Annotated in this window: 14 protein-coding genes; 6 read left to right on the forward strand and 8 right to left on the reverse strand. The window is 52.5% G+C overall.

Features of this window, described 5'->3' with window-relative positions; translation table 11 throughout:
* The first annotated feature begins 81 nt into the window (after window positions 1-81).
* A complete protein-coding gene (locus V9K92_RS18455; protein ID WP_337354617.1) occupies window positions 82-1,998 on the forward strand; it encodes a L,D-transpeptidase family protein in 1,917 nt (638 codons plus the stop codon).
* A 6-nt stretch (window positions 1,999-2,004) separates the two neighbouring features.
* On the opposite strand, the gene V9K92_RS18460 is transcribed toward V9K92_RS18455, so the two are convergent.
* The 6 genes from V9K92_RS18460 to V9K92_RS18485 form a co-directional block, all read right to left on the reverse strand.
* Window positions 2,005-2,745, reverse strand: a complete 741-nt coding sequence (locus V9K92_RS18460; protein ID WP_115052736.1) for a proteasome-type protease — start codon at window positions 2,743-2,745, stop codon at window positions 2,005-2,007.
* A 30-nt stretch (window positions 2,746-2,775) separates the two neighbouring features.
* Window positions 2,776-3,573, reverse strand: coding sequence for a transglutaminase family protein (locus tag V9K92_RS18465; protein ID WP_115052737.1), 798 nt, complete (start codon window positions 3,571-3,573; stop codon window positions 2,776-2,778).
* Window positions 3,574-3,578: 5 nt separating this feature from the next.
* Window positions 3,579-4,520 (reverse strand): alpha-E domain-containing protein, encoded by a 942-nt coding sequence (locus tag V9K92_RS18470; protein ID WP_307285758.1) that lies wholly within the window; start codon window positions 4,518-4,520, stop codon window positions 3,579-3,581.
* An 81-nt stretch (window positions 4,521-4,601) separates the two neighbouring features.
* A complete protein-coding gene (locus V9K92_RS18475) occupies window positions 4,602-6,014 on the reverse strand; it encodes a circularly permuted type 2 ATP-grasp protein (protein ID WP_115052739.1) in 1,413 nt (470 codons plus the stop codon).
* A 230-nt stretch (window positions 6,015-6,244) separates the two neighbouring features.
* A complete protein-coding gene (locus V9K92_RS18480; protein WP_115052740.1) occupies window positions 6,245-6,754 on the reverse strand; it encodes a BA14K family protein in 510 nt (169 codons plus the stop codon).
* A 115-nt stretch (window positions 6,755-6,869) separates the two neighbouring features.
* The gene (locus V9K92_RS18485) at window positions 6,870-7,553 is read right to left on the reverse strand and encodes a phosphoglycolate phosphatase (RefSeq protein WP_307285754.1); all 684 of its coding nucleotides are present in this window, start codon (window positions 7,551-7,553) and stop codon (window positions 6,870-6,872) included.
* Window positions 7,554-7,736: 183 nt separating this feature from the next.
* Here V9K92_RS18485 and rpiA point away from each other — a divergent pair, with 183 nt between their 5' ends.
* From rpiA to gor, 3 genes are all read left to right on the forward strand, one after another.
* Entirely contained in the window at window positions 7,737-8,456 is a 720-nt protein-coding gene (rpiA, locus tag V9K92_RS18490) for a ribose-5-phosphate isomerase RpiA (protein ID WP_337354618.1), read from the forward strand.
* A 92-nt stretch (window positions 8,457-8,548) separates the two neighbouring features.
* On the forward strand, window positions 8,549-9,094 hold the full coding sequence (locus V9K92_RS18495) for a DUF2059 domain-containing protein (protein WP_115052742.1): 546 nt from the start codon (window positions 8,549-8,551) through the stop codon (window positions 9,092-9,094).
* A gap of 114 nt (window positions 9,095-9,208) precedes the next feature.
* The gene (gor, locus tag V9K92_RS18500) at window positions 9,209-10,600 is read left to right on the forward strand and encodes a glutathione-disulfide reductase (RefSeq protein WP_337354619.1); all 1,392 of its coding nucleotides are present in this window, start codon (window positions 9,209-9,211) and stop codon (window positions 10,598-10,600) included.
* Between the two features lie 12 nt (window positions 10,601-10,612).
* On the opposite strand, the gene V9K92_RS18505 is transcribed toward gor, so the two are convergent.
* Window positions 10,613-10,909, reverse strand: a complete 297-nt coding sequence (locus V9K92_RS18505) for a BrnA antitoxin family protein (RefSeq protein WP_337354620.1) — start codon at window positions 10,907-10,909, stop codon at window positions 10,613-10,615.
* 86 nt (window positions 10,910-10,995) lie between these two features.
* Window positions 10,996-11,877: an alpha/beta hydrolase family protein gene (locus V9K92_RS18510; RefSeq protein ID WP_336439891.1), complete on the reverse strand. Its 882-nt coding sequence runs from the start codon at window positions 11,875-11,877 to the stop codon at window positions 10,996-10,998.
* 196 nt (window positions 11,878-12,073) lie between these two features.
* Here V9K92_RS18510 and V9K92_RS18515 point away from each other — a divergent pair, with 196 nt between their 5' ends.
* Entirely contained in the window at window positions 12,074-13,453 is a 1,380-nt protein-coding gene (locus tag V9K92_RS18515; RefSeq protein ID WP_115053270.1) for a class II 3-deoxy-7-phosphoheptulonate synthase, read from the forward strand.
* Between the two features lie 80 nt (window positions 13,454-13,533).
* Complete coding sequence (locus V9K92_RS18520; protein WP_337354792.1) at window positions 13,534-13,965, forward strand: GFA family protein; 432 nt, start codon at window positions 13,534-13,536, stop codon at window positions 13,963-13,965.
* The last annotated feature ends 35 nt before the right edge of the window (window positions 13,966-14,000 follow it).

The raw sequence follows: 14,000 nt of genomic DNA on the forward strand, positions 1-14,000 counted from the left end.
AGATGCGCCGAAACTGGAACGACACCAAATTGATAGCCCGCTTTTGACTGCGGGCGAGACTGTTCCAGCTGGGCGAGCACCATGACTTCTTTCTCAAAAAAACGAGCACTCTTTCTGGCCGCAATGTTGTCGGCAACGGCGAGTGCCGTGCCGCAAGCTTCGGCAGCCAATAATCTGATGGAGCTTCTGTTCCCCGGTCGCCGGGTTCAATCCCAGCCTGTCATGCCGCCAGAACCAAGGGTCAACGTAGACCAGAATTCTGCGCCCGCGTCACGCGCGCCAATCAAGCGTGTAACGGTCACTGCGCCCAAGAATTATGACTACAAAGCGGATGCGCTCGTTCAGATCGATTTGACGAAGATTGACCCGCAACTGACAGCTTCCGCACATGTCGGCACCGGTGTTGCGCCATCCATGGAGATGGACCAGTTCGGTTTGAAGATCGATCATCTTCGCGAAGCGCATGTGAAAGCGGAGAAGGACATTGCTGATGCAATTGTCGCTTATTATGCATCCGGCAAGAACCCGATATGGACTGTATCCTATGATGTTTCGCCGAAAGCCAAAGCCGTTATTGCATTGTTCGCAAAGGCTGCGGAAAGCGGGCTTGATCCTCAGGACTATGCCGTAAAAGTACCCGGAGATGATTATGAGCGGAGCGATATTCCTGCTCGATTGAAGGAGCTTGCCGAGTTCGAACTTTCACTGTCCGCCCGCGCCCTTCGTTATGCGATGGATCAGGGGGATGGCCGCATCAATCCTAATCGCCTGAGCGGATTTCACGATCTGAATACGGACAATGTAAAGCCGCGCACCGTTATCAATCAGCTTGCGTCGGCTGGCGATGCGAGCGCTGTCTTAGCGGGATTTGAACCGCAAAACAAATGGTACACCGAGCTTAAGCAGAATTTGCATGCCATAGCTGACACTGCTGGCCCTTCTATTCATATCGCGCCCGGCACATTGATCCGTCCTGGCGAAAGCAATGCCGAGTTGAAGAATGTGGTTGCTCTCATCAGGGCAAAAGCACCCAAGGATTATCTTCTTCAGCATGATGCGGTTCTGCAGGCGAATGAAACTGCTGAAACCTATGATGTAAGTCTTGTCGAGGCGGTTAAGGACTATCAAAAATCGCAGGGGCGACAGGCGGACGGCGTTATCGGCAATGCCACGATAAAAACTCTTCAGGGCGAGAGCAGCGCGTCCAAGCGCGACCGGATTCTCTATTCGATGGAGCGTTTGCGCTGGATGCCTCGTGATTTTGGCAGTCGCTATGTCTTCATTAATCAGCCCGCATATCGCGCACAATATTTCAACGATAATGCTGAGAAATTGGCGATGAATGTTGTTGTCGGGTCTGCGAAGAACCAGACCTATTTCTTCAATGATACGATTGAAACGGTGGTTTTTAACCCGTCTTGGGGGGTGCCACGCTCCATCATTCTCAATGAGATGATGCCAAAAATCCTGAACAATCCATCCTATCTCGAAAATAGCGGCTATGAAGTCTACGACAAGTCCGGCCGGGTGGTTCCATCAAGTTCAGTCAATTGGGGGCAGGTTGCATCAAACGGCGGCGGCGTTGGCATCAGACAGAAGCCAAGCCTGGACAATGCTCTTGGTGAGTTGAAGATATTGTTCCCCAACAGCCATGACATCTACATGCATGACACGCCTGCAAAGTCCTATTTTAAGAAGGATATGCGCGCTTTGAGCCATGGTTGCATCCGTTTGGAGCGTCCACGCGATATGGCAGCTGCAGTGCTTGAAATGCCTGTGGAGGAGTTGAACCAGTATTTCGGCAAGAACGAGCGTAATGTGAAGGTGAAATCACAGCTTCCTGTTTACGTCTCCTACTTCACAGCTTGGCCGGATGCGGCGACTGGGCAAATTCATTATTATGATGATGTCTATGAGCGCGACGCCTATCTTCAAAAGGCTATTCTCAAGACACAGGCCGTCCGTCAGGCTGACACCATTCAAACAGCAAATCTCTGAGCGAATTTAATCGCGCGATTTGATTTCAAAGGGCGGCAGGCTCTGGAACGCAAGTTTCAAAGCCTGCGACCAGCCTTCCGAGACGATCTCGTAGTAGGGATCATTGCGCTCGATACGCTTCTCAAACCCGAGACGGAAACTGTCTGATTCGTAAAATTGCAGATCGAGCGGCAGTCCAACCGACAGATTCGATTTCAACGTAGAATCAAATGAAACCAGCAATAGCTTTGTCGCTTCCTCGAAAGTCATCGCGGGATCGTAAGACCGCACGATGATCGGCTTACCATATTTATGTTCGCCAATTTGGAAGAAGGGCGTGTCCTGCGTCGATTCAATAAAGTTTCCCTCAGGATAAATAAGGAAAAGCCGAGGGTCGCCGCCCTTTATCTGACCACCAAGAATAATCGAAGCTCCGAAGGAATCGGCCCGCTGACCGCCACTATCCACTTGGTGGATCACATCGCGAATCGTGTCTCCGACCAGCCTTGCTGTCTGAAACATCGAAGGCATCTCGTAAATTGAAGGCGAGCGTTCAGAGGGCGTTTTCGTCCGCTCGTTGAGAATGCTGATAACGGCCTGCGTGGTTGCTAGATTGCCGGCCGATAAAAGGGTAATCACCCGGTCGCCCGTTTTGGCCCAAGTGTACATTTTCTTGAATGTCGAAATGTTGTCGACGCCCGCATTGGTTCTTGTGTCAGACATAAACACAAGCCCACGGTCCAGTTTGAGCCCGACGCAATAAGTCATAGCGAATCCCAAGTTCGAAATATAAAGCGATTACTGCTCTACATTGACCTCGACGGCAAGTGATTCAATTGATGGTCCAAAGCGTATTCCGGAAACAGGCGCTGCTTCCCGATAATCTAGCCCGCAGGCGATGCGGACATAGGTCTCGTTAGGACAAAGGTCGTTAGCGGCGTCGAAGCCCACCCATCCCAGCCCATCTATATGTGCTTCCGCCCAGGCATGGCTGGCGGTCTGTTCAATCGTATTGTTCATCATAAGATAGCCGGAGACATAGCGGGCAGGTATACCCAAAAGTCTGGCAGCTGACAAAAATACATGGGTATGATCCTGGCAGACCCCGGTCCCAAGTCGAAGCGCCTCTTCGGCGGTTGTGTTGATGGTGGTTGAGTTGGGCGTATAAACCAGCTTGCGGTTCAATGCTCCCATCAACTCATGCAATATTTCCAGCCTGTCCGATTTTGCCGGCAATCCCGCTGCCAGATCCTTGATCGCCTCACCAGCCGCCGTCAATTCGGTTTCGCGCTCATAGAGCCAGGTCGGCATGAAATTATAGACCTTGCCGAGAACGCCGCTCCTGTCTTCTGTTTCAACATGTCCTGCGGCGCGGATCACGAGTTCTTCTGTTCCCCGGTCAACACTGATCAACATGGTCCGGTTGCCATAGCCGTCGCGGTAATTTGCTTCCTGGGTTGCGCCGTCCACGGTTACTGTCCAGTCGATGACTTTCTGACCCGGAGAGCTTTGCGGATGAAGGCGTAACCGCTGAATGGCATAGTGAACGGGCGCATCGTAGCGGTAGTGGGAATTATGCTGGATGTTCAAAAGCATGGGTTTCAATCAAAATTGTAGGCTTTGGCAATTTTACTGCTCAAGCCAGTTGTTTGATAGATGAGATCGCTCAGGAATTCATGCAATCCATTGTCAAAGATCGTGCGGATATCATTGTTCTCAAGACGCGTCATGATGCCCTCTGCCATATCGTGGCATTCGTGCCGGGCACCGTAATCAATCGCCAGATGTTTAAGATTATCGACGATATTGGAATAGCAGAAATTCAGCGAACGGGGCATGCGTGAATTAAGGATCAGATAATCAGCAATATTCACAGGGCTATATTCGATATCATAGACCCAGCGATAGGAGCGATGGGCGGAAACCGACCGCAAAATGGACTCCCACTGAAAATTGTCCAGCGTTGTACCGACATAGGAAATCGATGGCAGAAGCACATAATATTTTACGTCGAGAATTCGCGCCGTATTGTCGGCTCGCTCAATAAAGGTGCCGATCCGAGCGAAATTGAAAATCTCGTTGCGCAGCATCGTGCCATGAAAAGCGCCGCGAATGATTGCTGTTTCACGTTTGATCTGGTCGAGAACGCGTGGCAAGTCTGTTTCGGGAACTGCTGAGGCCAAGGTGGACTTCAAGACCATCCAGGTTTCATTGACGCTTTCCCAGGCTTCGCGGGTCAAAGCGGTACGCACCATGCGCGCATTTGAGCGGGCTGTTTCGACGCAGGACATGACACTTGAGGGATTGCTCGGATCACGCAGGAGAAAATCCGAAACGAGGCTGGCGTTATATTCCTTGTACTTGTTGTCGTAACCGATCTTCACACCGGCGCTCATCAATACGGATGACCATTCTTCGGGTGCATCGGATGTTTTGGTCAGCGCCATGCGCAGCCCGGCATCGATCAACCGAGCCATGTTTTCTGCCCGCTCTATATAGCGAAACATCCAGTAAAGACCGTTTGCGGTGCGCCCAAGTAGCATTTTCTAATAAAATCCCTCTTTTATTCATCGGGGGCCTTATGGATGACCCTTATTTCCGCAATTATCGGCAGTCGATTGAACCTAATCGTCCAACACCCATGTGTCCTTTGTGCCGCCTCCCTGACTTGAGTTGACCACCAGCGAGCCTTCCTTCAACGCCACGCGTGTCAACCCACCGGGTGTGATGCGGATACGGTCCGAAACGAGCACGAAAGGCCGCAAATCCACGTGGCGTGGCGCGAGACCTTTTTCCGTCATGATCGGTGTGGTCGATAGCGCCAATGTTGGCTGGGCGATGTAATTTTTGGGGTTGGCCTTCAATTTGAGTGCAAAATCCTCGCACTCTTTTTTGGAGGCAGCCGGTCCGACCAGCATTCCATAGCCGCCGGAACCATGCACTTCCTTGACCACAAGTTCGCTGAGATTTTCGAGGACATATTTCAGCGTGTCCGGTTCGGAACAACGATGAGTCGGGACGTTTTCCAGTATTGCCTTTCGCCCGGTGTAGAATTCGACGATTTCCGGCATGTAGGAATAAAGCGCCTTGTCGTCAGCAATCCCGGTTCCCGGCGCATTGGCTATGGTGATGTTGCCTGACCGATACACATCCATGATACCGGCAACGCCAAGCGCCGAGTCGCGGCGGAAGGTGAGGGGGTCGAGATAGGAATCATCCACGCGGCGATACAATACGTCGATGGCGCGGTTGCCTTCGGTCGTGCGCATGACGACCTTGCCATTTTCGACCTTCAGGTCGCCGCCCTCGACTAATTCCACACCCATCTGATCGGCCAGGAACGCGTGTTCGAAATAGGCGGAATTATAGATGCCGGGTGTCAGAACCGCGATTGTCGGTGTGCCGTTGCATCCGGGCGGTGCCACAGCCGCCAGGGACTGCCGCAGCATTTTCGGATAGGTCTCTACCGGACGAACCTTGATCTGCTGAAACAGTTCCGGAAAGAGCTGCATCATTGTTTCGCGATTTTCCAGCATGTATGACACGCCGGAAGGGGTTCGCGCGTTGTCTTCAAGCACATAGAACTGGTTTTCGGCCGTGCGGACGATATCGACGCCTATAATATGGGTATAGACATTGCCCGGTGGGCGGAATCCGACCATTTCCGGCAGATAAGCATCATTATGTGTAAACAATTCGCGGGGTATGCGCCCGGCGCGGATGATTTCCTGACGGTGATAAATGTCATCAAGAAAGGCATTAAGAGCCATCACGCGCTGTTCGATACCTTGGGAAAGGCGTCGCCATTCATTGCCTGTTATAATGCGCGGGATAATGTCGAAAGGAATAAGCCGCTCGGCAGCCTCTTCGTCGCCATAGACGGCGAAAGTAATACCGGTTTTACGAAAAACATTCTCAGCGTCGAGTGCTTTTTGCGCCAGTCGGCCTGGATTTTGCGTATCGAGCCAGCTTTTCAGCTGGTCATATGGCGGACGGACCTCGTCGCCGGTCTTGATCATCTCGTCAAATGGCTTCACTCAAATCCCCTTTTATACAACTGACATTCAAGCGCGTTCGGGGAAAAATGCAAGCACATTCCTCCGTTAACATCCGCCACGGATAAGAGGGGCTAAAAACTAGGCAGCTATGATATCTTATGGGCAAGAGCAAAAAGCCTTCGTCTAATATGAAGGCATTTCATTGATGTCGGCTAACTAGAAATGGGCCCGGCTGTGATAGCCGGGCCAAAGAATCGAGTCACACCACCTTAATAGGGTGAGTTGCACTGGCGGCGCGGACCGTAATTGGGCTGATATGTGTTGTCCGACGCACGATATGAACGATATCGGTCATAGCACCATTGAGTATGCGAACGGACGCCACGATATGCCGGGCGATTAACAGTGCTGCCAACAATCACGCCCGTGCCAAAGGCGGCCAGCGGGAACCATGCGCCGTCATAATAACGATATCCTGGACGATGATGACGCCAACCGCGATGGCCGCGCCAATATCTATCGCCTCTCCAGCCGCGATCTCCTCGCCAGCCACGATCGCCACGCCAATGCCTGTCGCCGCGCCAGCGATCACCACGGCTCATATATTGTTGATGCTTGTTGTAAAAAATGGTTCTGCGATCACGCACGGTTTGCACATTCGCATTGCTGGTTTCGATAGCCACAGGCGCAAGCGGTGCGGAAATTGCCGGAACGGCACCCGCCGAAAGCATACCGACAGACATGGCCATTGCTGTCAGAATTGAAGTGAGCTTTTTCATCGTTCCTCCAGAGTTTCCCGAAGTATCAAACACTTCGTTCTAATGACGAACCAATTTTGTCGGCATCATTCTACAACAGAAACGCGCATCGCGATGCTTTGTTCCTTCCTCTGGCCTATGCGTTCACGGCAGCAATCAAATTCCCGGCCATCTCGACGCTCAACTCGCGATAATGTGAAATGACGCGGCTGGGATCGTACGTCGCAACCGGCATATCGGAATAGCCGAAATCAACTGCGATCACCGGAATTCCGGCTGCTTTGGCTGTGTTGATGTCCGTATGACTGTCGCCCACCATCACGGCTCTGTCGACGTCTCCGCCTGCCAGCCGGATTGTCTCAATGAGATGCCGTGGATCGGGTTTTCTGAAGGCAAACGTATCACCACCGGTAATGGCGGCGAAACGGGATGTCTCTCCAAGGTGGCCCAGCAGCGATACGGCCAAACCTTCAAACTTGTTCGTGCAAATAGCAAGGAGGTAACCGGCATTGGCAAGCTCGTCCATTGCCTGTGCAACGCCTTCATAAAGCGCGGAGTGTCCTGGCATATTTGCACTATAATGCTCGATAAAAAGACCGAGAAGCCAGTCGAGTTGTTCCGGGCTCAAGAGTTTTTGCTGTGCCTCAAAAGCACGCTCGATCATTACGCGGCCGCCTTGGCCGACATAGCGGCGCAGCGCCACCGGGTCGACTTTTTGCATTCCTGCTGCATTCAGACAATGATTGAGACTGTCGAGAAGATCAGGAGCTGTATCTACCAGCGTTCCATCAAGGTCGAATACTATAATGGGTTGAGACATCTTATTCCTGCAATCGCTTTGTGGGTGTCAAACCGGCCAAAATCAAAAGGCCAGCGGTCTGATTCAAACATTCGCATCCCTTTTCGATCACCACTGGTCTTGACCCTTTTGACTGACGTGTTAGGGAGCCCAATGTCAATGCAAAAAGATGGCATGTCAAAGCTGCAAGAGGACGCATCACCCATGGATCCGAGAACACTGAAGATCGAAGCTGCCGCTGCGGCATTGACCTACGTCGAGGATGGCATGCGTCTTGGTATTGGCACGGGATCGACGGCAGAAGAGTTTGTTCGCCTTTTGGCAAAGAAAGTCGAGGAGGGAATATCTGTCATTGGCGTGCCCACCTCGGAACGGACAGCAGCGCTTTGCCGCGAGCTTTCTGTGCCCTTGTCAACGCTTGAAGAAACGCCGCAGCTTGACCTTACCATTGATGGTGCCGACGAGATTGATGCACAGCTCAGCCTTATCAAAGGTGGCGGAGGGGCGCTGCTGCGTGAAAAGATCGTTGCCGCAGCTTCAAGCCGGATGATCGTAATTGCCGATGCTTCAAAGTTCGTCGATGTGCTCGGCGCTTTTCCGCTGCCCATCGAAATCAATCGCTTCGGACTGGCCGCGACAAAGCTGGCGATCGAGCGGGCGGCTGCGGGGTTGGGTCTGTCGGGCGCCCTTACATTAAGGGTGACGGGAGGCGATGCATTTGTTACAGAGCCATTTGTAACGGACGGTGGACATTTGATCCTGGATGCATCTTTTGGCCGCATTCCGGATACAAGAGCGTTGTCCAATGCTTTGCATGCCATTCCCGGCGTGGTGGAGCATGGATTGTTTCTGAATCTGGCGCACACAGCCATATTGGCCGGTGCTGACGGTATTCAAACATTGCAGCGTGCCCCATCTGTCTAGGCGCGCAGTAATATTAGAATTGGTTGTTTCATCTGCAAGCTTGGAGATGTTTCGGGTGAGACGCGTACAACGAAAAACGGAGCGATAAATTCATGAACCGAGCAACTGGCTTTCGCCGCTTGATTGCACCCTTGTCCATCGCAATCATGCTGGGCGGTGTTTATTCTGCACAAGCGCAGGAGATCACTCCATCACATCTGGCTGCTGCACGCGCCGCTGTTACGGCTATCAAGACCACCGATCAATTCGATACAATTTTGCCAATGGTTGCCCAGCAGCTGAAGTCGGAGCTGATCCAGAAAGACCCGAACCTGGAATCGATCATCAGCACCACTGTCGATGAACAGGCTCTGGTTTTGGCTTCGCGTCGCGGTGATCTCGAAAACGAAGCAGCCCGTGCATATGCTGTTTCTTTCACTGAAGAAGACCTGAATGCCATCACTGGTTTTTACAATTCTCCAGCTGGAAAAAAGCTCCTTTCGGAAGGCCCGATTGTTACGCGTGAAGTTCTGAAGGCCGCCGGCATCTGGCAGCGCGGTATAGCCCGCGATCTGGCTCAGGCTGTTGCCGAAAAGGTTGTTGCAGCAGCGGCGGCAACATCGCCTGCTCCCGCAGCACCGGAAGCCCCCAAGCCGTGAGCTAACTCTACGGTAACTTGATTTCAAAGCCCGGTTCAAGCCGGGCTTTGTGCTTTTAAATCGTTTGGATAAGTCCCATATAGTTGCTCAAGCAAAGATTCGGAGTGCTCCCCCATGACATCATATGACTACGACCTTTTTGTTATCGGGGGAGGGTCCGGGGGTGTTCGCGCTGGCAGGCTTGCGGGCGCAATGGGCAAAAAGGTCGGCCTTGCCGAAGAGTTTCGCATGGGCGGAACTTGTGTCATACGCGGCTGCGTTCCCAAAAAACTGTTTGTTTATGCCTCGCAGTTTCCAGAGCATTTTGAAGCAGCCGCTGGTTATGGCTGGACGGTTGGACCTGTCAGCTTTGACTGGGCCACGCTGATTGCCAACAAGGATCGTGAGATTGCGCGGCTGGAAGGGCTGTATCGCAAGGGGCTGGATAATTCGCATGTCGAGATATTTGACAGCCGAGCAGTGCTGATCGACGCTCACACAATTGAAATCCTCAAAACCGGTAAGCGCATTACGGCTGATCAGATATTGATCGCTGTTGGTGGGCACCCAAACCCGCATGCCGCATTGCCGGGCTACGAGTTTTGCATAAGCTCCAACGAGGCATTTCATCTGGAACAGCTGCCGAAGGCCATTATAATCGCCGGTGGGGGTTATATAGCTGTCGAGTTTGCAAATATCTTCCATGGCCTGGGTGTCGACGTCACCCTTGTCTATCGTGGCAAGGAGATACTTTCGCGGTTCGACCATGATCTGCGGCATCTTTTGCACGAGGCGATGGAAGCCAAAGGCATAAAAATCCGCTGCGGCGAAATATTGAAAGAGGTCAAGCGTAATACTGACGGTCGCCTCGACGTGCATTTATCGTCAGATGACGAACTTGTTGCAGATCAGGTCATGTTGGCAATTGGGCGTGTGCCGAACACAAAAATGCTCGGTCTGGAGCAGGTCGGCGTCGAAGTCGATGAGATTGGCGCCATTAAGGTTGACGACTATTCACGCACGACTGTTGGAAATATCTGGGCGGTTGGCGATGTAACAAATCGCGTACAGCTAACCCCGGTGGCCATTCACGAAGCCATGTGTTTTCTTGAAACGGCATTCAAGGATAATCCCACCAAGCCTGACCACAATGATATCGCGACGGCGGTATTTTCGCAGCCCGAGGTCGGTACGGTGGGGCTCTCGGAAGAGGAAGCCGCCAAGAAGTTCGACGAGGTTGAAGTCTACCGGGCCTTGTTCCGCCCGATGCGCAATACGCTCTCCGGGTCAACAGAAAGGATGCTGACCAAGCTCATTGTCGATGCGGCGAGCCGCAAAGTGGTGGGTGCCCATATTCTTGGGCCGGATGCTGGCGAAATGGCGCAGCTTTTGGGCATTCCGATCAAAGCGGGCTGCACCAAAGACGATTTTGACCGGACAATGGCGGTTCACCCGACCGCTTCGGAGGAGCTTGTTACAATGTATAAGCCCAGCTATCGCCTTATCAAAGGCGAACGCGTCGACTGAATTTGATGGAAATTAGACTTTTGCTTGCCGGAGCACTTCGTTAATCTTGGACTGCCAGCCCTTCCCGGTCGCTTTGAACTTGGCAATCACGTCAGGATCAAGACGTATCGTTACCGGCTGTTTGGTCGTGGCAGAAAGCGGGCGGCCACGTTTGGCGATTTCCTCATCGATTTTTTTCGCCAATTCAGGGAAAACTTCGCGAAATGGGCGCGCATTCTTCAGTTCTTCCTCCGTCCACTCAGGATTATCTGGATCATTTGCAATGCCAGCCTGAATTTTTGCCTCTTCCTCGTCGCTAAGGGGGCTCACACGCCTACGTACAATAAATGAAAGAGAAATCAAAATAAGAAACGATAATAGGGAATATTGTCTCCGTTTAAAGCACGACCTTGGTCTTATGCTGCACGAGCGCCAACGCGTTTTATGGCGTTTGCGGGCAGCGTCCCGTTCAGCAACCAGCCCATCACGTCTGGCCAGAGAGTTTCAGCGCGGGTTTTGCGGAAATAACCAAGATGGCCGATCTGATCGGCGCGGTTTTCCGGTGATAACCAAAGCTCGTGAACATCTGCATTCACCAGCCTTTCGAGGAATAATCGAACAGCCCTTGGCGTTCCCCAAGGGTCGTCATTTATGCCAATGCCCAGAACCGGTATCTCCACTGCTGAAAAATGCCGTGCTTCAGGAACTTTTGGGTCTTCGAATAAGAAGTTCCGATTGCGGCACCAGCGCGCCCAGTCACGGAAAATGCTGCCGGGAAGGGCTTCGCCTATTCCGCTCCATTTGGGTAATCGTCCAAGCGGATATGTGAGCGGCACGCCCAGGAGGTTCATTCTGGCAAAGACGGCAATGGGCTCGGCAGTGTTGCGATAGTAACCCGACAGCGAGGCGAGGGTGGTATATCGCTCAAAATCAACTGAACGGTTGCATAGGCCGAGCGCGACCCCGCCAAAGGAATGGCCAATACCGACAATTGGTTTGTTACCGGATGCTTTTTTCAGCTCGTCCAGCGCTGCAGGCATGTCCAGAACTGCCCAATCCTTCATGTGGAGGCGAGGCTTCCAGCCTTTGGGAACTTGTGATTTCGCTACTCCGCGATAATCGTAAGTGAGTACATGAGAAGCGCCGAGCTCAAGCAATCTGTTGGCAAAATGCCGATAAAAACTGTCAGGAACCGCCGCAGCAGAAGAGATCAGAACCGCTGGCTTTTGCCCCGGCCCGCTGAACAAAGTGCCGCGCAAGGGAAACCCATCTTCAGCCTTAAAAGCAATCTCCTGCATCGCAGCCTCCCACACTTACTTTTACGTTAAGGTAATATAGATGGGCACTTCTCACAATGACCAAAAGAGATGAGCGGGGTAATTGTTAACGGGACTGGTATCACAGGCGTAATTGGACTATATGAGCGCCTTCCGGCATGACCGGAAAAATTCAAACAAACGCTACCAAAGTGGAAAGCAAGTAACAGGTGCAATAATGACCAAGAACTGGACACCGACTTCCTGGAGAGGCAAACCGATCAAGCAGGTGCCTTTTTATCCGGACGCTCAGGCTCTGAGCGATGTCGAGGCCCGTCTTCGGACATATCCACCGCTGGTTTTTGCAGGTGAGGCACGCAAGCTGAAGAAGCAGCTCGCCGCTGTCTCGCGTGGTGAAAGCTTCCTGCTGCAGGGTGGTGATTGCGCCGAAAGCTTCGCCGAACACGGCGCCGACAATATTCGCGACTTTTTCCGCGTGTTCCTGCAAATGGCAGTTGTTCTGACCTTCGGTGCCTCGCAGCCCATCGTCAAGGTTGGCCGTATTGCGGGCCAGTTCGCCAAGCCGCGTTCTTCGGACACGGAAACAAAGAACGGCATTGAACTGCCAATCTATCGCGGTGATATCATCAATGGCACCGAGTTCACCGAGCAATCGCGTATTCCGGATCCCGCACGTCAGGAAATGGCATACCGTCAGTCCGCAGCAACGCTCAATCTTTTGCGTGCCTTCGCGCAAGGCGGCTATGCCAATCTGGAGAACGTCAACCAGTGGATGCTTGGCTTCGTGGCCGACAGTCCGCAAGGCGAGCGCTATGGCATGCTTGCACGCCGTATCGCCGATACGGTCGACTTCATGCGCGCTGTTGGCATTACTGCTGAAACAAACGCGCAACTGCGTGAGACAGACTTCTACACAAGCCATGAAGCGCTGCTGCTTGGCTATGAAGAAGCTTTGACTCGCGTGGATTCCACGTCCGGCGATTGGTACGGCACGTCAGGTCACATGATCTGGATCGGCGATCGTACCCGTCAGGCTGATCACGCGCATATTGAATATTGCCGTGGCATCAAGAACCCGCTTGGCCTCAAGTGCGGACCAAGCTTGGAGCCCGACGATCTTTTGCGTCTGATTGATCTGCTCAATCCTGCAAACGAGGCTGGGCGACTGACATTGATTGCCCGTTTCGGTCACGACAAGGTTGGCGATCATTTGCCAAAGCTGATCCGCGCCGTGCAAAAGGAAGGCCGCAATGTTGTCTGGTCCTGTGATCCGATGCATGGCAATACCATCACTGCCAATGGTTACAAGACACGTCCATTCGACCGCATCCTTAAGGAGGTTGAGGGCTTTTTTGCAGTTCATCATGCCGAGGGAACATATCCAGGCGGCATCCACATTGAGATGACAGGCAATAATGTAACGGAGTGCACGGGTGGTGCGCGCGCTATCTCTGCTGAAGATCTGCAGGATCGCTATCACACCCATTGTGATCCGCGCCTTAATGCCGATCAGGCTTTGGAGCTTGCTTTTCTGGTTGCCGAGCTTCTCAAGAAGGAACGTGACAGCCAGCCACAGAAAATGGCTGCAAACGGCTGATCAAACTAACTTAAAATTTAATGGCGGCCCACGTGGCCGCCATTATTGTTTTAGGGGTAAGGTACAGCGCAGGAGGTGCCATGGACAAGAATATCAACGAAATCGATGGCGCCTGCCATTGCGGCACTGTTCGGTTCCATGTGCGACTGAAGAATGGCTTGCACAGTGCTCGCAGATGCACCTGCTCCTTTTGTCGGATGCGCGGTGCGGTTGCCGTGAGCGCCAATATTAGCGACATCACTATGTTGCAAGGCGAAGACGTGCTGACACTTTATCAATGCAATACGAATACAGCCAAGCATTATTTCTGTTCAAAATGCGGGATCTATACGCATCATCAGCGCCGCTCAAATCCACAGGAATACGGCGTTAATGCTGCATGTCTTGAGGGTATCAGCCCCTTTGATTTTGAAGAACTGCCTGTAAATGACGGCACCAGTCATCCTTCCGACAGGGGAAAGGATGCAAGTTCGGAACTAGCCGGAATTTTGAGGTTCTATCCGCGACAGTGACGTCCTTATAAACGCAGAAAACTCTATTCTCACAA

The organism is Phyllobacterium sp. CCNWLW109 (assembly GCF_037203905.1).
GTDB classification, from domain to species: Bacteria; Pseudomonadota; Alphaproteobacteria; order Rhizobiales; family Rhizobiaceae; genus Phyllobacterium; species Phyllobacterium ifriqiyense.